The 19,589-nt window shown below is 49.2% G+C and carries 16 protein-coding genes; 10 read left to right on the top strand and 6 right to left on the bottom strand.

What is annotated here, in order from left to right:
- Window positions 1-45 precede the first annotated feature (45 nt).
- Window positions 46-1,416 (top strand): sucrose-specific PTS transporter subunit IIBC, encoded by a 1,371-nt coding sequence (locus KI350_RS17680; protein ID WP_065644636.1) that lies wholly within the window; start codon window positions 46-48, stop codon window positions 1,414-1,416.
- Between the two features lie 42 nt (window positions 1,417-1,458).
- Window positions 1,459-2,301, top strand: coding sequence for a PRD domain-containing protein (locus tag KI350_RS17675; RefSeq protein WP_065644602.1), 843 nt, complete (start codon window positions 1,459-1,461; stop codon window positions 2,299-2,301).
- Window positions 2,302-2,332: 31 nt separating this feature from the next.
- Here the strand turns inward: KI350_RS17675 and KI350_RS17670 are convergent, their stop codons facing one another.
- The 5 genes from KI350_RS17670 to KI350_RS17650 form a co-directional block, all read right to left on the bottom strand.
- Entirely contained in the window at window positions 2,333-2,839 is a 507-nt protein-coding gene (locus KI350_RS17670) for a carbonic anhydrase (RefSeq protein WP_065644603.1), read from the bottom strand.
- 11 nt (window positions 2,840-2,850) lie between these two features.
- Complete coding sequence (locus KI350_RS17665; protein WP_025810212.1) at window positions 2,851-5,472, bottom strand: DUF2309 domain-containing protein; 2,622 nt, start codon at window positions 5,470-5,472, stop codon at window positions 2,851-2,853.
- Window positions 5,469-7,001 carry an NADH dehydrogenase subunit 5 gene (locus KI350_RS17660; protein ID WP_025810210.1) on the bottom strand — a complete coding sequence of 511 codons (1,533 nt, stop codon included), beginning with the start codon at window positions 6,999-7,001 and terminating at the stop codon, window positions 5,469-5,471. Before KI350_RS17660 ends, KI350_RS17665 begins: the two co-directional genes overlap by 4 nt.
- A 174-nt stretch (window positions 7,002-7,175) precedes the next feature.
- On the bottom strand, window positions 7,176-7,550 hold the full coding sequence (locus tag KI350_RS17655; protein ID WP_016886253.1) for a Na-translocating system protein MpsC family protein: 375 nt from the start codon (window positions 7,548-7,550) through the stop codon (window positions 7,176-7,178).
- A gap of 270 nt (window positions 7,551-7,820) precedes the next feature.
- Entirely contained in the window at window positions 7,821-8,372 is a 552-nt protein-coding gene (locus KI350_RS17650) for a DJ-1 family glyoxalase III (RefSeq protein ID WP_025810208.1), read from the bottom strand.
- A 211-nt stretch (window positions 8,373-8,583) separates the two neighbouring features.
- Here KI350_RS17650 and KI350_RS17645 point away from each other — a divergent pair, with 211 nt between their 5' ends.
- From KI350_RS17645 to KI350_RS17625, 5 genes are all read left to right on the top strand, one after another.
- The gene (locus tag KI350_RS17645; RefSeq protein ID WP_025810207.1) at window positions 8,584-9,558 is read left to right on the top strand and encodes a thiamine pyrophosphate-dependent dehydrogenase E1 component subunit alpha; all 975 of its coding nucleotides are present in this window, start codon (window positions 8,584-8,586) and stop codon (window positions 9,556-9,558) included.
- Between the two features lie 21 nt (window positions 9,559-9,579).
- Window positions 9,580-10,614, top strand: coding sequence for an alpha-ketoacid dehydrogenase subunit beta (locus KI350_RS17640; protein WP_025810205.1), 1,035 nt, complete (start codon window positions 9,580-9,582; stop codon window positions 10,612-10,614).
- A gap of 22 nt (window positions 10,615-10,636) precedes the next feature.
- Window positions 10,637-11,764, top strand: a complete 1,128-nt coding sequence (locus KI350_RS17635) for a dihydrolipoamide acetyltransferase family protein (RefSeq protein WP_025810203.1) — start codon at window positions 10,637-10,639, stop codon at window positions 11,762-11,764.
- Between the two features lie 18 nt (window positions 11,765-11,782).
- A complete protein-coding gene (gene lpdA, locus KI350_RS17630; RefSeq protein WP_025810201.1) occupies window positions 11,783-13,159 on the top strand; it encodes a dihydrolipoyl dehydrogenase in 1,377 nt (458 codons plus the stop codon).
- A 102-nt stretch (window positions 13,160-13,261) separates the two neighbouring features.
- Window positions 13,262-15,097, top strand: coding sequence for a sigma-54-dependent Fis family transcriptional regulator (locus KI350_RS17625; protein WP_025810199.1), 1,836 nt, complete (start codon window positions 13,262-13,264; stop codon window positions 15,095-15,097).
- On the opposite strand, the gene KI350_RS17620 is transcribed toward KI350_RS17625, so the two are convergent.
- Window positions 15,094-15,423, bottom strand: a complete 330-nt coding sequence (locus tag KI350_RS17620) for a YnfA family protein (RefSeq protein ID WP_162157329.1) — start codon at window positions 15,421-15,423, stop codon at window positions 15,094-15,096. The genes KI350_RS17625 and KI350_RS17620 overlap by 4 nt on opposite strands.
- Before the next feature lie 182 nt (window positions 15,424-15,605).
- Between KI350_RS17620 and glvA the strand changes: the two genes are divergently transcribed.
- The 3 genes from glvA to KI350_RS17605 all read left to right on the top strand — a co-directional run bounded on the left by glvA (window position 15,606) and on the right by KI350_RS17605 (window position 19,441).
- Window positions 15,606-16,955, top strand: coding sequence for a maltose-6'-phosphate glucosidase (glvA, locus tag KI350_RS17615; RefSeq protein ID WP_065644605.1), 1,350 nt, complete (start codon window positions 15,606-15,608; stop codon window positions 16,953-16,955).
- A 107-nt stretch (window positions 16,956-17,062) separates the two neighbouring features.
- Window positions 17,063-17,833: a MurR/RpiR family transcriptional regulator gene (locus KI350_RS17610; protein ID WP_065644606.1), complete on the top strand. Its 771-nt coding sequence runs from the start codon at window positions 17,063-17,065 to the stop codon at window positions 17,831-17,833.
- A 15-nt stretch (window positions 17,834-17,848) separates the two neighbouring features.
- Window positions 17,849-19,441, top strand: a complete 1,593-nt coding sequence (locus KI350_RS17605; protein WP_212930550.1) for an alpha-glucoside-specific PTS transporter subunit IIBC — start codon at window positions 17,849-17,851, stop codon at window positions 19,439-19,441.
- Window positions 19,442-19,589: the final 148 nt, after the last annotated feature.

The following is a 19,589-nucleotide window of genomic DNA, read 5'->3' as shown; positions in this document are numbered from 1 at the left end:
GTTGATTTGATAGGATAGAAAAATTGGAGGAGGTAGATCCGGGTGCTGCAAAAAGAGATTGCAAGAGAACTCTTACCCCTCATTGGAGGCGCGGAGAATATCATCAGCATCAGCCATTGTACGACAAGGCTGCGCTTCAATGTCAGAGATGAAGAAAAAATCGATATAGCTGCTATTGAAAAGATGGAGTCTGTGCAGGGGACTTTTTTCAGATACGGTTTGTTCCAAATCATTTTCGGTACAGGTGTGGTCAATAAGATTTATAAAGAAATGATCCAATACAGCGATCCGGCTCCTTTTGAAGAAGCACGGGAGGTGCGGCCAAACATGAACGTATTGACGCGATTTGCCAAAACGCTGTCAGACATCTTTGTGCCGATCATTCCTGCAATCGTTGCGAGCGGATTGCTCATGGGTCTCATCAGTGTGCTTAAAGAATTCAGCCTCGGCGCTTATGGCGGCCCGCTGATGAAAATGCTCGACATTTTTTCAAGCTCAGCGTTTGTCATTTTGCCTGTGCTGATCGGGTTCAGTGCGGCTAAACAGTTTGGAGCGAATCCGTTTTTAGGCGCTGTCATCGGCGGAATTCTGACCCATCCCGATTTGCTTGATCCTTCATTGCTCGGCAGCCAAAAGCCGGAATCCATCGAAGTATTCGGCCTTGAAGTCCCTTTGATCGGATACCAGGGGACAGTCATTCCGATTCTTTTATCCGTCTACATAATGAGCAAAATCGAAAAATTCTTAAAAAGAATCATCCCCCGTTCTTTAGATTTGCTTGTCGCACCGTTTATTACAGTCATGGCTTGCGGATTTGCCGCGCTGTTTATCATGGGGCCGCTCTCACTGATCATCGCCCATTTCGTAAGCGGCTGTCTCGGGTTTGTCTATCATTTTGCGGGGGCTTGCGCCGGATTTTTATTTGGCGGGCTTTACTCCTTACTCGTTTTGAGCGGCCTGCACCACAGTTTTTATGTGATTGAAGCGTCGCTGCTCGCAGATCCCGAATACGGGGTCAATTTTCTGCTTCCAATATGGTCGATGGCCAATGTCGCGCAGGGAGGAGCGGGACTCGCCGTATTTTTGAAAACAAAGAATGCCGGCATCAGAAAGATTGCGATTCCGGCTTCTCTCACCGCTTTTTTGGGAATCGTCGAACCTGTCATGTTTGGCGTCAACCTGAAGCTCGTCAGGCCGTTTATCGGCGCATCGATCGGAGGCGCGATCGGAGGTGCATACGCCGTCTTCACACACGTTGCGGCAAACTCTTACGGATTGTCCGGCATCCCGATGATTTCAATCATTCTTCCTCTCGGCACCGCCAATCTCATTCATTATTTAATCGCTTTTGCGATTGCGGTGATTTCAGCATTCATTGCGACTTTGTGTCTTGGCTTTAAAGATGAAAAAGAATAATTCCGTTTTCATTCATTAAAACAGGATGAAAGGAAGGCAGCTATGAAAGTAAAAAAAATCTTAAATAACAATGCGCTCGTCGTCAAGGATCGCGGCGAGGAAAAGATCGTATTAGGTTCCGGAATCGCATTTCAAAAAAAGAAGAATGATATTGTCGATAGATCTAAAATTGAAAAAATATTCGTAATGAAAGATTCATCAGAATACCGCCAATTTGAGGAGATCTTAAAAACGTTGCCGGAAGATCATATTCAGGTGGCGGAGGATATTATTTCTCATGCGGAAAAAGAGCTCGGAATCAAAATCAATGAGCGAATCCATGTTGCTTTTTCAGATCATTTATCATTCGCGATAGAACGGTTAAGCAAGGGAATGGTCATTAAAAATCCGCTGCTTCAAGAAGTCAAAGTCCTCTACACGAAAGAATTTCAAATCGGCCGCTGGGCAAAGGCCCTCATTAAAGAAAAGCTGAAGATCGATATTCCGGAGGATGAAGTCGCCAATATTGCACTTCATATTCATACAGCCAAAACAAACGCGGGAGATATGACAAAAACGCTCGATCTCACAACGATGATCAAAGATATTATCGAGATCATCGAAAACAAACTCAACATTAAAATAAAGGATGAGACGATTTCGTATGAGCGGCTTGTCAACCATCTCCGTTTCGCCATTCAGCATATCGAATCGGGAGAGACATTTTACGAAATGGATGGTGAAATGATCAGCCTCATTAAAAAGAAGTTTGGACAAGCGTTTATGTGCGCAGAAGAAATCGGGGCATTTGTGAAGCGGGAGTATGGTTTTGAATTTCCGGAAAAAGAGCTGTGCTACATTACCATGCATATTCAGAGATTTTATCAGCGGTCTGCTGTCGTGTAAAGAATGGTGTGTTTAAGAAAACGGAGCCCTGTTATCGGGCTCCGTTTTTGTTTAAGGCTTCAATTTCCGTTAAAATCGAATTTTCGATTAGAAATCCTTTCACTTTGACGTGCAAAGGGATTAACGGGTGCCGGCGGATGGCCGCGACGCTTTTTTGTACGCCTTCGGCCACGTTTTCGCTCGGTGACAGCCATTCATCAATGCTGCTCTGCGTAAATTCCGGACTGCAGTTTTGGAAAAGGTACTCTAAAGTTTGCATTCTATCGCTTAAATCTTTGTCTCTATTTAAAAGGTCAGAAATAGATTCATCTGCCGTTTGTTCGTATTTATCGCGGACAATCCAGATTTCTTCCGCTTTGTTCCGGTGGACAAGGGTGATGATATCCCTCATCAAATCACCGTAGGGCTGTGAAATATCAGGGAAGACGCTTTTTAAAACGAGGGTATCCTCCGGCTGAATATTTGCTGCCCGGCAAATGGTCTGTTCAAGCTGTTTCTCCATTCCGATAATCATCAGTATTTTTTTATTTTCTTCCATGACATTTCACCTCATTCATTTATCGTGTTTGTCCAGTTCTTCCATTTTCCCTCCGGATTAATAGATGCCAGATGAATCCATCCGTTCTCCGCCTTTTGCCGGAAGCTGTGATCGCGGTCAAGGAGCCGTTCGATCTCATCATCCGGCGCTTCGATCACGATCAGCAGCCTAAGAGGTGCATGATAGATTTCGTCATCTGACCGCATGACGGACTGCCACGGGAGGCCGGCCAAAAGATCGCTTGCATTTCCTTGCATGACGCCGAGGCCTGAAGTGACGGTTTGAGTTGCTTTATTTCCGCTTCCATAATAATGCGGTGCAACGGTTGACGCGTAATATTGCAGATTGATCCATTGGGCTACAGTTCCAGGCCCTGAAATGATGCCGCTGAGGATGGAGCCGTCTTCATCATTTCGCCAGTCATAGCTGTGCAGAAAAGCCCTTCCTTCAAGATCGGCTCCGCGTGTAAGCCGGCGTGTGCCGATGATGAAGGAAGCATTTCGGGCCAGCCCCCATTCGGGGCGGACTTCGCTCCAATCTTCGGCGAAGCGCTCAACTTCATTCCGCGGATTTTGGTAGCCGAGCTGCGGCAGCTCTTCTAAGCGTTCGGCTCCGACAGTGCGGCTCACATCGGGAAGCACCGAGTTGATGCGGTCGAACGCTTGTTGAGCTTTAGCCGGAAGCTCAGGTACATAGAGCCACTGCAGTTCATCCAATGTTGTAATATGCTCTGCGGCGGCGAATACCGTATCATCCGGAATAAAAATGCCGTCGGAGCGGAGTCTCTGTCTGACGCTCGGAAGATTGCATAAAGCGGCTAGGACGCGTGCGTTGAAAGCGCCTGATGCGCCTCCGCAGGCGCCGCAGTCCAGTGCCGATGCATAAGGGTTATTCGTGCTTCTGCTGCCGTGCCCGCAAATGACAACGAGCGGAGCGAACCGGTCAGTGATCCCCATCATCTTTAATGCCTGTCTGGCATAGGCGGCTTTTTCTTCTTCTGTAAATCCGACCGGAATGCCGGTTTCAGATATTTCCGTGCGATCGAGCGAGAGCTTTGCCTGAGGCTTCTTCAGCCATGTTTTCCGCGCATTCCGGAAAGCTTGCCCGGCTGCGCGGGGGACCAGGCTGCGCGCGGCCATTTGCAGGCTCAGCCATGGCCCGCTCACTTCGGGAAGGAGCATACCCGCCAATAGATTCTGTTTCATCTTTTTAAAGGCGGAGCTCAGCGAAGCTGCTGCTTTTTTATGTTCTTGATACGATTTAAAGCTTGATTCATCGGCCGTTTCATTTACTCGATGCTGAGGTTTAAGGATGACCGGCAGAGAGCTGTGAGTGTGCTTAGTGCCAAGTTCACACGTTTCGATTGCCAGATTGAAAAAGCCCGCTGTTCCATACGTTTCAAAAGGGCCTGACTTTTCCAATGCCCGTCGGAACGGCTCTGAACGGACATCAATACAAAATGCAAGCTGGGCCAGCGCCGCTTCACTTTTGGCGGCAGCGGCAGGTTTGTTTGCCGTGATGAGGTTCCTTACCTCAGCAGCGTATGATTGTTCCCATGCTTCCAGCCAGATGCGCCTGCGCGTTAGATCATCAAAGCGGCGGGCGAGTGTTAATCTCGCTTTTTGCTCTGCTGCTGAAAGTTTGAGCCATTCGTCAGGCGTCAGGCCGCCCCAATGCAGCCAGGCCGCAATCAAAGGAACGACCTGCATCTCTTTTTCAGGTTTTGGCTTAGACAGCGGCAAATAAGGTTCAATAAGCATCCATTCCATTGAAAGCCGGATGGCCAAATACTCGAGAAGCAGCCCTTGTTCGTCCTGCGATTGCTGGGAACGCCAAAGCATCATCCCGGCCCATCCCGGAAGAGAGAGCAAATGAGCTTCAAGGTATGCCTGAACGTCTCCATCAGAAATATCAAGCGCTCGGAGTGCTCTTTTCATCGCGTCCCGAGGCTCTTCCGGCCACCCTTTCAGTCGTTGGCGTTCCGCTCGCGCCAGGGCGGGATCATGTTCAACAAGCTGCCGCCAAGCGCTGTAAAACCCTTTCTCGCGATGCGGAAGCCGCCATGCCGACTGTGATTCATCGAGAAACAGCTTGCACCATTTAATCACATGATGATCAAGAAGGTGAGCGGCTTTTTGTCCGGCAAAAACGCTGAGCGGTTTGATCAAGCGTGTTTTTTGATCATCGATTGTCCCGCGCGCTGCTTGTTTGGCAAGCTTTTCGACTTGCCGGGATCTCAAGAGCTGTTCAGGGATTTCGTCCAGCTTGAGCGCGGCTTTGCAAAACGCTTCCGCTGTTTCCCTCTGCATGCCGGGCTGATGTGAATCGAGCCAATGCGTCAGCTTTTTTTCAAGAATGGCCTCATCGATTTCTCCCCTTTGTTTTGCGGAGCGGAAAATGGAGGACTTTGGGTAAATATCAACATGAAGCTGCTGTTTAAGCTGCCGGGCCGTCTGTTCAAATGTCTGTTCTTCAAGACCCATCCACGGATGGCGCGCGGCAAAAGTTTCAATCGGCCAAAGCGGCGCAATGACCCGTGCTGCTGATTGAACCGATTCATCAATATTAAAGTCAGCTGTCTGATGTTCATATTTGAAGATCAATTGTTTAGACAATGTCGGTGCTGCTTTCATGATTGACGACCTCCTTGAGTAAGATATTGGTCAAGATAATTCGGCCGTTCTTCGACCGATTCAAAATGAGGCTCACCCGTTTTTACAAGACGCAGATAAAGTGCGCCAGACCATGCAAAGCGCTGCCGAACGATCAAGGCGCCGGCCGCACTGCCGGCTAACAAAATGACTGCCGTTAAAACGGCCGCCATTGCAGGCGGCTGCGCCCCTTGTACAACAGCTTCCTTCAGGAGCCCGTGTAAACCGGAATGAATGATGGTAAACGCGAGTGAAGCCCCCGTTAAAATGAAAAGCCCGGCCATTCGTGTGACGCGTCCGTCATTGGCTGTGACAAGCTGTCTCCAAGCAATGAACAGTGCCCAGCCTAAAACAAGGGCGCTGATCAATTGATAGCCATCGTCTGCAGCTGAGACCCAGATTCCAATGACGACAGTAAGAGCAAAGACGCCGCCTATCATGTTCCAGAAAAGAGCCGGTTTGCCCCGTTTAGATGCGAACGATTCATAACGGCGCACCGCTGACCCGGCTTGCAGGAAAAGTGCGGCTTTGAACAGGCCGTGTAACATGAGGTGGATAACAGCCGCAATATAGGCCCCTAATGCGCATTGGACGAGCATAAAACCCATCTGCGCGACCGTTGAAGCTGCGAGCTGCCGCTTGTAGTCCGTCTGGACGATCATCATGCCTGTTCCGAGCAAGACGGAAAAGACGGCGGGAACAAGCAGAATAAGCTGCAGCCCATCACCGCTGAACATCGGTGCGAAACGGGTCAGCATGACGCCGCCTACATTTACGAGTCCGGCGTGCATGACCGCGGAAACGGGAGTCGGGGCGATTGCAGAATCGAGCAGCCAGCGATGAAACGGCCACTGTGCCGCAGGAATCATCACCGTTAAAATGATAAGGAGGCCGATCCCGGTTTTCTCCCATGAGCTGAGCTGTGCTAGGCTTTCCTCCGCTATGGCGGATGATAGCTGCCAGTGACCTGTCGCGAGAGACAGCCAAAGAGCGGCTGCTGCTATCGCCAGCCAGCTGAGCGCAAAGATCCGGCCCGCATATAAAGCGGCATTTTTGGCCGCCTGCCACGCGCTGTTTAAGCCGATTAGCGCGGTCAAGCCGAAAAGCGTGATACCCCAGCATAAGAGGAGCCAGCGAAGATCATCGTTCAGCCAGGCGCATGAAGCGCCTCCTGTCGTAAGCGTCAGCAGCACAAAAAATTTACGGTAGGAGCGGTCACCGAACAAATACCGGACAGAGTAGCGCTGGACGATGAAGCCGATGGTCAAGACAAACAAGGCGATTAACCAAGCCAGCGAATCCAAGCGCCACGGAGCTCCAGCTTGCCCGGGATTCACCGTTATCAATGCTGCCAGCGCGGCAAGCGGCGGCAGGGCGATGATCTTGGCGTGAATCCGTATATATGCCAATGGAACCTTTCGATTCAGGACGAGCAGTGCGCTGAACAAACAAAGCGCAAGCGACGCGAAAAATATTTTCAGCCAAAATAAAGAATCTAGCAGATCAAACATCCGGCATCCCTCCGTCGGGATGATGGAAAAGAACATACTGTTTCATGTCTTGCCTTCCTTTCTGAAAACGTAAAAAAAGCCGGTATATTCAGGATCGGCCCATTTAGCCAATCTTTCTGAATAATACCGGCTTATCTTTAACTCATGTTCATGCTTTAAAGATCTTCCGTTTTTCTATGCCAATTTTTTTTGCAGGTCGTTTGCCAATTTAAATACCATGATCCGCTCGCCAGTGCGGGTGCTGATATCCGTGTGAAAGCTGATCGTCTCTTCACCGGTCAGCTCCTTCATTATGCGGCTCAGTTGTTCTATACCCGATTCCACCAAACCGGAGCGGGTTCTTTTAATTGACAGCAGGCCTTCTTTTGTACTGCAAAGTTCGTATTCGGCGGGTGTCAAAATACCGTTCAGGGAAATGATGACCATGTTTCTGAGAATATCTGTTTTAACAGACACAGACCCGCGGCCCAAATAGTCTTTTTCCCATTGGGTTAAGGTTTTGCTGATCTCCGCCTCCAAAGACCCCTTCGTCACTTTCTGTTTTTTCAATGTTATATCCTCCTGAAAAACGGTATATTTCTTTTCCTTATACACGGCAGGTAGGGAAAATGAAATATACCGTCCTATCAAAATGTTAAGGTCATGCATGGTAAAGTTGCTTTTTCACGCGACCATAATGGGATTATAGCCGAATGCTAAAGCTCTTTTGCATGAGATTACAATTATTGATTTTACGGAATTACTTTTTAAATATCATATCTTTTAAGATTTATGATGTCAATACCGTTCTTTTATTGGATAAAAAAGAGGAATGCCGTCTTAGCAGACGAGCATTCCATTGGCAACTGCATCGGCTTTTTCTTTGCCGTTCAGCAATTCGGCAAGCTTGAGGGCAAATGGAATCGTGGTCGCCGGGCCTCTGGATGTAATGATGTTTCCATCCGCGACAACAGTTTCATTTGCAGTGACATCCGCTCCTGTCAAATGTTCTTCAACCCCGGGATAGCAGGTCGCTTTTTTTCCGCTGACAAGCCCCGTTTTTCCGAGCGTCATCGTTGCGGCGCAGATAGCGGCAACATATTTTCCTGCATCCGCCGCTTCTGTCAGCGTCTTGTGCAAAGCCTGGTGTTCCAGCATTTTTTTGCTGCCTACATTTCCGCCCGGAAGAATCAGCATATCCGCTTTTTGAAAATCAGCATCCTCAAACATGACGTCTGCCTCGACGACAATGTCATGCCCGCCTTTCACGCTGCGGGATGGATCAAGCGAGACGGTGACGGTCTCGACTTCAGCCCTCCGTAAAATATCAATCGTTGCTATCGCTTCGATTTCTTCAAATCCGCTGATTAAAAAAACATACGCTTTCTTCATGAAAAAAACCTCCTTCGTCTCTACCGTTCATTCTAACTGCGGCAAAGACATTTCCGCAACTGATGAAGTAGACAAATTGAGACACCTGTCTCGTTTTGTCTCTTGTTTTGGAAGGGTGTCCGCTTAAAAAGAGCTTCATGTTTGCGTCGGAGAGTTGGCACGATTTTTGCATCATAACGTGTGAGTAAAAAAAGACAGGAGGTTTTTTCATATGGAAGAGGCACTGACAAAGGAAAAGGCGGTGTGGATGTATCAAAAAATGCTGGAAATCCGCCATTTCGAAGATCGGGTTCATCAGCTGTTTGCTAAAGGAATACTGCCGGGTTTTGTCCATCTTTACGCCGGAGAAGAAGCGGTTGCTGCGGGCGTCTGCGCTCATCTGAATGATGAAGACACCATCACGAGCACACACCGCGGCCATGGGCACTGCATTGCAAAAGGGTGCGACTTGAAAGGGATGATGGCCGAGATATACGGAAAATCTGCAGGACTTTGCAAAGGCAAAGGCGGATCGATGCATATCGCAGACTTTGACAAAGGGATGCTAGGCGCAAACGGAATCGTCGGCGGGGGATTTCCCTTGGCCTGCGGAGCTGCCCTCACTGCAAAGTATAAAAAGACTAAAAATGTAAGCGTTTGCTTTTTTGGTGACGGCGCCAACAACCAAGGGACGTTTCACGAAGGGATCAACCTTGCCGCCATTTGGAAGCTGCCTGTCATATTTGTCGCCGAAAACAATGGGTATGGCGAAGCAACGCCGTTTTCCTATGCGTCAAGCTGCGAGTCGATCGCAGATCGTGCGGCCGCCTATGGGATTCCTGGCATTCGCGTGGATGGAAAAGATGCGGCCGCGGTTTTCCAGGCTGCGGGCCGGGCGATAGAGCGTGCCAAAAACGGAGAAGGACCGACGCTCATTGAGTGTATGACATACCGGAACTACGGTCATTTTGAAGGAGATGCCCAGCGCTACAAAACAAATGAAGAAAAGGCGGTGCATCAGGAAGAAAAAGATGCCATTGCCGCGTTCAAAAGCGAATTGCTGGCAAAAGGGCTGATGAGTGAAGAAGAGCAGTCGCGGATTGAAAAAGAAGTTGAAGAAGCGGTCGAGGAAGCGGTTGCATTCAGCGAAAAAAGCGCTTATCCGGAGGAAACCGAACTGCTGACAGATGTATATGTATCCTATTAATTCATGAAGGGGGAAGGAAACATGACGAGGGAAATCAGCATGTCAGCCGCATTGAATGAAGCGATCAAACTTGCGATGAGAAAGGACGATCACGTCATTTTAATGGGGGAAGATGTCGCAGGAGGAGCGAATGTCGATCATCTGCAGGATGATGAAGCATGGGGCGGTGTGCTCGGCGTCACGAAAGGGATTGTTCAGGAATTTGGACGGGAGCGCGTCCTTGATACGCCGATCAGTGAAGCGGGGTACATCGGCGCAGCCATGGCGGCGGCTTCAACAGGTTTAAGGCCGATCGCGGAATTGATGTTTAACGATTTTATCGGAACATGTTTGGACCAGGTGCTGAACCAGGGAGCGAAGTTCCGCTACATGTTTGGCGGCAAAGCGGAAGTTCCGATTACGATCCGGACGACCCACGGCGCCGGCTTTAGGGCAGCCGCCCAGCATTCGCAAAGCTTGTATGCTCTATTTACAAGCATTCCCGGCCTGAAAGTGATTGTGCCGTCGACCCCGTACGATGCGAAAGGCTTATTACTTGCTGCGATTGAGGATCAGGACCCGGTTATCTTTTTTGAAGACAAAACGCTGTACAACATGACAGGCGATGTGCCGGAAGAATATTACACGCTGCCGATCGGAAAAGCCGATATCAAGCGGAAAGGCGCTGATGTAACGATTGTCGCAGTCGGCAAACAGGTTCATACGGCGCTTCAAGCGGCGGAACAGCTCTCAGCGCGGGGAATTGAAGCCGAAGTCCTTGATCCGAGGAGTCTTTCGCCGCTTGATGAAGAGGCTGTCCTTTCATCTGTAGAAAAAACAAACAGGCTTGTGATCGTTGATGAAGCCAATCCGAGATGCAGTATCGCCGCGGATATCGCATCATTGGCGGCAGATAAAGGATTTGATTCGCTTGACGCACCGGTTAAAAAGGTGACGGCTCCACATACGCCGGTGCCATTTTCACCGCCTCTTGAAGACCTGTATTTGCCGACACCGGAAAAAGTGGCGAACACCGTGCTTGAGATGCTAGGAGAAACCTCAGCACATACGGTGTAAAGATTGGAAAGGAGAGGAGAACATGGCTGTCGAGGTTGTCATGCCGAAATTGGGAATGTCGATGAAAGAAGGTACGGTTTCCGTCTGGAATAAAAAAGTCGGTGAAGCCGTTGAAAAAGGAGAAAGCATTGCCAGCATCAATTCCGAAAAAATCGAAATGGAAATCGAATCTCCGGCAAACGGAACCGTGTTGGACATCAAAGTGTCCGAAGGAGAGGGAGTGCCGCCGGGAACGGTCATCTGCCAGATCGGGAATGAAAACGAACAAACGCCGGAAAGTCAAACAAAACAGCCGGATCCCCCGAAAGAACGGATTAAAATTTCTCCGGCTGCACGCAAAATCGCGCAAAGCGCAAATATAGACGTCAAAACGCTGAAAGGCACAGGGCCCGGGGGGAGAATTACGAAAGCGGATGTGCTGCAGGCGCTTCCCGACAGGCCGAACAAGCAGGCGGATCAGGCGGAAGATCGTCCCCCGGCAAGCCCGATGAGGAAAACGATTGCCGCAAGAATGACGGAAAGCCTGCAAAACAGCGCCCAGCTGACGATTACGATGAAGGCGGACATCACGAAATTAACAGCCCTGCAAAAACAGCTTAATGAAACAGCCCAATCCAGGTATGATACAAAGCTGACGATCACTGATTTTGCCGCAAGGGCAGCTGTTTTTTCGCTTTTGGATCATCCGGCCATGAACAGCGTTTATCAAGACGGAAGGCTTACGACCTTTGAGCATGTTCATTTAGGAATGGCGGCCGCTTTGGACGAAGGCCTGGCCGTTCCCGTCATCCGCCATGCCGAGCGGCTCCCGCTGATCGATCTGGCCAAAAAAATCAAATGGTACGCCAAAAAAGCGCGGGAAGGCCGGCTTCTGCACGACGAAATAGAAGGATCGACATTTACGATTACAAATCTCGGCGCATATGGTGTCGAGCACTTTACGCCGATCTTAAATCCGCCGGAAACCGGGATACTCGGAATCGGCCAAATGTATTCGGCCCCCTTTTATCAAGACGGAGAACTGACAAAGGGCGCCATTCTGCCGCTCAGTCTGACTTTTGATCACCGCGCGCTTGATGGTGCGCCTGCTGCAGCATTCCTTTCAGATGTCAAAAAATATTTGGAAGATCCTGCATCGATTCTTTTATAGAGAGAAGGTGGATAGACTGTGACACTCGCGATTATAGGAGGGGGACCTGCGGGTTACGTGGCCGCGATAACAGCCGCCAAGAATAGCAGAGAAGTCATCCTGATTGAAGATGGCCCCCTTGGAGGGACGTGTTTAAATGAAGGGTGCATACCGACAAAAGCGCTTCTTGAGAGCGCCGATATACTCGAGAAAGTAAAGTCCGCAGGCGCATTCGGCATCGGGCTGTCAGGCGAAAGCCCGACGGTTCAATGGGAGGCCGTCCAAAGCCGTAAGAGAGAGATCATTCAGCGGCTCGCCGGGGGTATTAAATATTTGATGAATAAAAATAAAATCAAGGTGCTGCAAGGAAAAGCATCGTTCTTGTCGGAACACGACATACTTGTTGAAAAGGACGGAAAACAGGAGGTCATCAATGCCGGGCATGTGATTATAGCGGCAGGAGCGGAACCTGCCGCACTGCCTTTTGCGTCTTTTGACGGGAATTGGATCATCCACAGCGGAGATGCTATGTCATTGCCGTCCATCCCTGAAACGATTTTTATTATCGGCGGAGGAATCATCGGTTGTGAATTTGCAAGTATATACAGCAGGCTGGGGGCGAACGTAATTATAGCCGAGCAAGCGGAACAGATTTTGCCTGAGGAAGATCCGGATATTGCCGCCTTTCTGCACACAAGTCTCGAAGAGTCCGGCGTCCGTGTTTTCACATCTGTACAAGTGGAGCGTCTTGATCCTGCCCGGCGGCGCGTCTTTCTGAAAAATGGCGATGACAGCTTTAATATTCAAGCGGATCGATGTCTGGTCGCCGTCGGCCGAAAACCGAGAACGGCTGATCTGAAGCTTGAGCATATCGGAGTCCAATATGACAGGAAAGGGATTCATGTCAACCAACATATGCAGACAAACATTCCGCATATTTATGCGTGCGGGGATATCACAGGCGGGGTTCAGCTGGCGCATGCCGCTTTTCACGAAGGAACCGTCGCCGCATCCCATGCTTCAGGCAAAGACATGAAGGTCAACAGTGAAATCATTCCGCGCTGCATCTATACCTCGCCTGAGATCGCAAGCGTCGGCTTAAATGAAAAAAAGGCGAGGGAGCGCTACGGGAATGTTCGTATCGGTGAATTTCCGTTTTCTTCAAACGGAAAAGCGCTTATTTTAAATGAAGCTGCCGGTAAGGTCAAGATCATCATAGAGCCGGAGTATCAGGAAATTGTCGGGGTTTCGATCGTGGGTCCGGGAGCAACCGAACTGATCGGCCAGGCAGCCGTGATGATGCACGCTGAGCTGACGGCAGACGCAATGGAGCACTTCATCGCGGCTCATCCGACTCTTTCGGAAACGATTCACGAAGCTTTGCTGCAAGCCACAGGTCAGGCGGTTCACTGTTGAATAATGGAAAACTTCGCACAACAGGTAAGTGCGGAGTTTTTTTTATCGATATTGAAAGCGCTTTTATAATATAATGAGGAAAAAGCATTAGGAGAGGATGGAATGAATCCGACGCCCTGCTATTTAAATACGTGGAAACGCTTTGTTCAGGAGGGGCTTCTTGACCAGGCCCGCTTGAACAAAAGAGTCATGGAATCATGGTACCGCTGCAAAAGCCGAAATGTAAATCCGTATTTAGATAAAGGACAGTCAATTTTAAAAAAGGATTTATTCAACGCTCAAAAAAAGAAACACTCGTTATTCCTCGATATCGCCCTGCCTTATTTACACAATATCAGCCGTGAATTAAAAGAGTCGGAAATGATGGCGCTCCTGATCGATGCCGACGGGTACGTATTGAGCTTGGCCGGATGCCTGAGGACGCTTGAAGAGGCGAAAAAAATCAATTTTGTTGAGGGGGTGCGCTGGACGGAAACAGAAGTCGGCACGAACGCCATCGGAACCGCACTTGAAATCGGCGAAGCTGTCACCATTCACGGGACCGAGCATTTTTCGGTGGCATCCCATCATTGGAGTTGTTCTGCTGCACCGATTCGCGATGAAGACGGCACTGTTATGGGTTTGATCGATATTTCCTGTCTCACGGATAGAAGGCATCCCTTTATGCTTGGGATGGCTGCTACTGCCGCACACGCCATCGAGCGCGAGGTCAGCGTACACACGAAAAAAAACGAAGCCGAGCTCATCAGCCATTGTCTTGAAAAAATCGATTCGGATCAGCCGTTTATCGTCTGCAATGAAAAAGACAAAATCGTAGCTGCGAGCAGACCGGTGCGGGAACGTTTTTCCGACTGGAGGAGAATGGATGTCAATGATCTGTATGAGCGCGGGTTTACGGGCGTGCACAAGCAGCCGATTTTCTCCGCAAAAGACGGGAGGCCCCTCGGAAAGTCGATGGCACTGGCTGAAGTGTGCCGCAAAAAAACAGCTCCATCACTCGTATCCCGTTTCATCTATCCGGGAGAAACCGGAACAAGCCGGGCGTTTCAGCAGGCGCTTAACGACATGAGGCTTGCGGCTCAGACGGATGCGAATGTATACATATGGGGGGAGACGGGCTCCGGAAAGGAACTTGCCGCAAGGGCCATTCATCAGGCAAGCGCCCGGAGAAACGGGCCTTTTATCGCCGTCAACTGCGGCGCCATTCCGGAAAGCTTGATGGAGAGCGAATTGTTCGGCTATGCCGAAGGCGCATTTACAGGAGCAAAGCGCCGCGGTTCAAAAGGGAAGTTTGAACAGGCTCACCGCGGTACGATTTTTCTCGATGAAATCGGTGAGATCCCTTATCAGATGCAAGTGGCGCTTTTAAGGATCATCGAAGAGCGGAAGGTCACTCCGATCGGCGGAACCCGTGAAGTTCCCCTCGACATCAGAATCATCACAGCAACACACCGTGATCTGAAAGATCTTCTCCAAAAAGGAAAGATACGTGAAGATCTGTATTACCGCCTTCATGTTTATCCGGTAAAAGTACCGCCGCTCAGAGAGCGCAAAGAGGACATACCTGATTTGTTCCGCCACTATCAGCAGCAACACGGGTGGAAGGCCGAGTTTCCGCCGGTTTTTTTCAAGCGGCTTCAAGAATATCATTGGCCGGGAAACGTCCGTGAGCTCTTTAATACGTTTGAAAGGCTCAGGGTTTTATTTCCGGATGGCGGGCTGATTGATCCGTCCCAATACAGCGCGGTGCTGGACGGACTCCATTGGAAAAGCGGTGCGCCTTCTGAAGAAGACCGGCTCACATTCAGAGAACGTGTTCAAAAACAAACGCTGATGGAAGCTTTGCAAAAAACGAAAGGAAATGTGTCCGAAGCGGCCAAGCTGGCCGGAATTCCAAGAAGCACATTTTACAAGCGGCTTCGAAAGTATAACCTTTAACCTCTCGGCGCCCAAAGCATGACGCTGACTCCGGCTAAACAGATCACAGCCCCGGCCCAATCATAGAGGTCGGGGGTTTTTTTGTCCACCAGCCAACCCCAAAGCACAGCCAGTATAATAAATACGCCCCCGTATGCGGCATAGACGCGCCCGAACGATGGAAACGCCTGAAAAGCCGGGATTACGCCGTAAATGATTAAAGTCAGCCCTCCGGCTATCCCGTACCACAGCGGTTTGGCTTCCCTCAGCCACAGCCATACGAGATAGCCCCCGCCGATTTCAGCCAAGCCCGCCAGCAAAAATAAACCGATTGCGATCAGCATCAACAACACACTCCAATTCAGTTAATTGCCTTTATTCTACACGACATGAAACGGCCGGGAAAGTTCCCGTTTTTCGGGAAAATAAACAGAACGCGAGTATAGGAACTGTCTTTGCCGAACCAGTTGGAACGGCTCCTTCAGCATGATATAAGTAAATTGTAAACGCTTATAAGGGGGCTTTAAAAATGGATAAAACGTATTCGATTGTCATTGCAGGCGGAGGAAGCACATTTACCCCGGGGATTGTATTGATGCTCTTGGACAATTTGGATGATTTCCCGATCCGACAGCTGAAATTGTATGACAATGATGGGGAGCGGCAAGACAAGATAGCCGGCGCCTGTGAAGTGTTGGTTCGAGAAAGGGCTCCGCACATTCAATTTTTAGCGACAACCGATCCGGAAGAGGCGTTTTCCGATGTTGATTTTGTTATGGCTCATATCAGAGTCGGCAAATATGCAATGCGCGAGCTCGATGAAAAGATCCCTCTGAAATACGGAGTCGTCGGCCAGGAGACGTGCGGACCCGGAGGGATTGCGTACGGAATGAGGTCGATTGGCGGCGTCCTTGAGCTCATTGATTATATGGAAACTTATTCACCTGAGGCGTGGATGCTGAACTATTCAAACCCGGCTGCAATCGTTGCCGAAGCGACGAGAAGGCTGCGGCCGACATCAAAAGTGCTGAACATTTGCGATATGCCGATCGGTATCGAAGACAGGATGGCTCAAATTCTCGGGCTGTCATCACGGAAAGAGATGGTCGTCCGTTATTACGGTCTTAATCATTTCGGCTGGTGGACGTCAATTTGTGATAAAAACGGCAATGATCTGATGCCGGCGATCAAGGAGCACGTCGGGAAGTTCGGCTATATTCCTGAACATGAACATGAAAAGGCTGAGGCCAGCTGGAACGACACGTTCAAAAAAGCGCGGGAAGTATATGAACTCGATCCTGAGACGCTTCCAAATACGTATTTGCAATATTATTTTTATCCCGATGACATGGTGAAAAAATCAAACCCTGAATTCACGCGGGCGAACGAAGTAATGGAAGGGCGGGAAAAATTCATTTTCGGCGAGTGTGAAAAAATCGCAAAAGCCCAATCCAGCGCCGGCAGCAAAATCAAAATTGATGACCATGCTTCATATATTGTCGACCTTGCGCGCGCCCTTGCTTTTAATACCGGTGAACGGATGCTTTTAATTGTTGAAAATAACGGAGCGATCCAAAACTTCGATTCATCGGCGATGGTTGAGGTGCCTTGCATTGTCGGCAAAAACGGTCCGGAGCCGATCACAATCGGCAAGATACCGCAGTTCCAAAAAGGGCTGATGGAACAGCAGGTGTCTGTTGAAAAGCTTGTCGTTGAAGCCTGGATTGAAAAATCGTATCAAAAGCTTTGGCAGGCTCTGATTTTGTCGCGCACCGTGCCGAATGCAAGAACAGCCAAACTGATTCTCGATGATCTGATTGAAGCGAACAAAGCATATTGGCCGGAGCTCTCCGCGGAACATCTTCAGCCGTCGCTTTAAGGATGAAAGCGCCTGGGCTCCTGAGCCATACCGGTCAGCCCAGGCATATCTCCCATTTATTCTCGTATTTTATATAATAGAGACAGAGAATAAATGGGGTGAAAATGATGCAGTTGGAAGAATTAATGAACAAGCATTATAAAAAATTGAACGAAAACGACTTTCATGTTTTGAAATATATTTTGAACCATCAAGACACTTGCTACAAGCTGGGCATCAACGAATTAGCAAAGAAATGCAACGTGTCCCGCACATCGATTTTAAGGCTTTCTCAAAAATTGGATTTCAGCGGGTACAGCGAGTTCAGGGTGTTTCTGAAATGGGAGGCTGAGAAACGGGAAGAAGAGCGGGAAGATTGCCGTTCCTTTGAAAGCCTCATGAGGGACATGGAAGCAAGCATGAAGTATTTAAAAAATACGGATTTGCGCAAGATGTGTCAGCTCATTGACGAAGCAGACCGCATTTTTGTCTATGGTTCAGGTACGGCTCAGACGACGTGCGCTTATGAGCTGCAGCGAATGTTTGTTTCTCAGCACCGTTATTTGACGGTGATCAAAGATCAAATCGATTTCGACCTCATGTTTCCCGATTTTAGCCCGGCCGATCTGATCATCATCATTTCGCTGTCAGGAGAAACCCCGTCGCTGATTCCGCAGGCACAGTCTCTGTCGGCAAAAGGCATTCCTTTTATCTCGTTGACGAATTTGAAAAATAATCTGCTCGCCCAGCTCACGCCTTACAATCTCTATGCGCCGAGCCAGACGGTGACGGTTTATCCAAAAACAGAGCTGACCGCTTTTGCGCCCTTTTTTCTCGTTGGGGAAGCGCTGTTTCGCAGCTATGTCGACTATGCTGAAGAAAAGAAAAATCAGGAATAACAGGGGGGATTCGCATTGATGCAAAAAGTACAGCGATTCGGAAGCGCTATGTTTGTGCCGGTTTTGCTATTTGCCTTTGCCGGGATCGTCGTGGGCCTCAGCACATTATTTAAAAATGAGCAGCTGATGGGATCGCTCGCCCGTCAGGACACCTTTTGGTATCAATTCTGGTATATCCTTGAGGAAGGCGGCTGGACTGTCTTCAGGCAAATGCCGCTCTTGTTTGCGGTCGGAATTCCGATCGCACTGGCGAAAAAAGCGCAGGCGCGGGCATGTTTGGAAGCGCTTACTACCTATCTGACCTTCAATTATTTTGTCAGCGCCATTTTGACTTTATGGGGAGATGTTTTCGGTGTTGATATGACACAGGAAGCTGGAGGAACAAGCGGGCTTGCGGAAATCGCCGGGATCAAAACCCTTGATACGAACATTATCGGGGCGATTCTGATTTCATCGATTGTCGTTTATATCCACAACCGCTACTTTGATAAGAAGCTGCCCGATTTTTTAGGAATATTTCAAGGCTCTTCATTCGTCGTTATCATTTCATTCGCGATCATGCTTCCGGTAGCGCTTGCGACCGCGTGGATTTGGCCGATGGTGCAGGGCGGTATTGCGTCGCTGCAAAGCTTCCTTGTCGCCTCAGGAGCATTCGGTGTATGGGTTTACACATTTTTGGAAAGGATTTTGATCCCTACAGGCCTGCATCACTTCATCTACACGCCATTTGTATTCGGTCCGGCCGTAGTTGAAGGCGGAATTGTCACCTATTGGGCGCAGCATCTCAGCGAGTTCTCGGCAAGCTCTGAGCCGTTGAAAGAGCTCTTTCCTCAAGGCGGATTCGCGCTCCACGGAAACTCTAAAATCTTCGGAATTCTGGGGATCGCGCTCGCGATCTATGTAACAGCCAGAAAAGAAAAGAAGAAAATCGTTGCCGGTCTGCTGATTCCGATCACGCTGACAGCGGTGATTGCGGGGATCACGGAGCCGATCGAATTTACGTTTTTGTTCATTTCGCCGCTGCTGTTTTTCGTACACAGTCTCTTGGCCGCGACGATGGCAACCTTGATGTATGCTGCAGGGGTGGTCGGAAATATGGGCGGCGGTTTAATCGAGATTTTAACGCTCAACTGGATCCCTCTGTTTCATCAGCATGGCAGCACTTATATTTTTCAAATTTTGATCGGCTTGTCTTTCACCGCCATTTACTTCTTCGTATTCAGGTTCTTGATTGTAAAATTGGATATTGCCACACCGGGGCGTGAAAAAGACCAGCAGCAGGAGACTAAATTTTATTCGAAAAAAGATTACAAGGCGAAAAAAGAGTCCGAAAAAGAGGTTTCTGCGGCGCAAGAAATGGATGAAGCCGATCAGGCGGTTCTTTGCATCAAAGCGCTCGGCGGAAAAGAAAACATAGCTGAAGTGACGAATTGTGCGACAAGACTGAGAGTCAGCGTGTATGACGAATCGAAAGTGGAGCCGGACGGTACGTTTAAGTCCTTTGGCGTTCACGGTGTCGTCAGAAACGGAAAAGCCTTGCAAATTATCATCGGTCTTTCGGTTCCGCAAGTCCGTGAAAGGGTTGAGAAGCTGCTGGATCAATCATAATTGTGCCGGGGAAAATAGCATCTCCTGAAACGACAAATGCAAGTTGCGGAGACTTGCATGTACGATTGGGGGGATGCTCTTTTGATGCAGAGACAAGCTAACGCTTCACAGGTTATCCGCATTAGCTCGCTGCATGCCAATTCCCGCT

This window comes from Bacillus sp. J41TS8, from assembly GCF_018333035.1.
GTDB lineage: Bacteria > Bacillota > Bacilli > Bacillales > Bacillaceae > Bacillus > Bacillus paralicheniformis.
The sequence above is the reverse complement of the archived record's forward strand: the minus strand, read 5'-3'. Positions and strand labels throughout refer to the sequence as shown.

Bases quoted from the DNA above. Each gene is read 5' to 3' on its own strand.
- KI350_RS17675 (WP_065644602.1), top strand. From the start codon at position 1,459: ATGAAAGTAAAAAAAATCTTAAATAACAATGCGCTCGTCGTCAAGGAT.
- KI350_RS17670 (WP_065644603.1), bottom strand. From the start codon at position 2,839: ATGGAAGAAAATAAAAAAATACTGATGATTATCGGAATGGAGAAACAG.
- KI350_RS17665 (WP_025810212.1), bottom strand. From the start codon at position 5,472: ATGAAAGCAGCACCGACATTGTCTAAACAATTGATCTTCAAATATGAA.
- KI350_RS17660 (WP_025810210.1), bottom strand. From the start codon at position 7,001: ATGTTTGATCTGCTAGATTCTTTATTTTGGCTGAAAATATTTTTCGCG.
- KI350_RS17650 (WP_025810208.1), bottom strand. From the start codon at position 8,372: ATGAAGAAAGCGTATGTTTTTTTAATCAGCGGATTTGAAGAAATCGAA.
- KI350_RS17645 (WP_025810207.1), top strand. From the start codon at position 8,584: ATGGAAGAGGCACTGACAAAGGAAAAGGCGGTGTGGATGTATCAAAAA.
- KI350_RS17640 (WP_025810205.1), top strand. From the start codon at position 9,580: ATGACGAGGGAAATCAGCATGTCAGCCGCATTGAATGAAGCGATCAAA.
- KI350_RS17635 (WP_025810203.1), top strand. From the start codon at position 10,637: ATGGCTGTCGAGGTTGTCATGCCGAAATTGGGAATGTCGATGAAAGAA.
- KI350_RS17625 (WP_025810199.1), top strand. From the start codon at position 13,262: ATGAATCCGACGCCCTGCTATTTAAATACGTGGAAACGCTTTGTTCAG.
- glvA (WP_065644605.1), top strand. From the start codon at position 15,606: ATGGATAAAACGTATTCGATTGTCATTGCAGGCGGAGGAAGCACATTT.
- KI350_RS17610 (WP_065644606.1), top strand. From the start codon at position 17,063: ATGCAGTTGGAAGAATTAATGAACAAGCATTATAAAAAATTGAACGAA.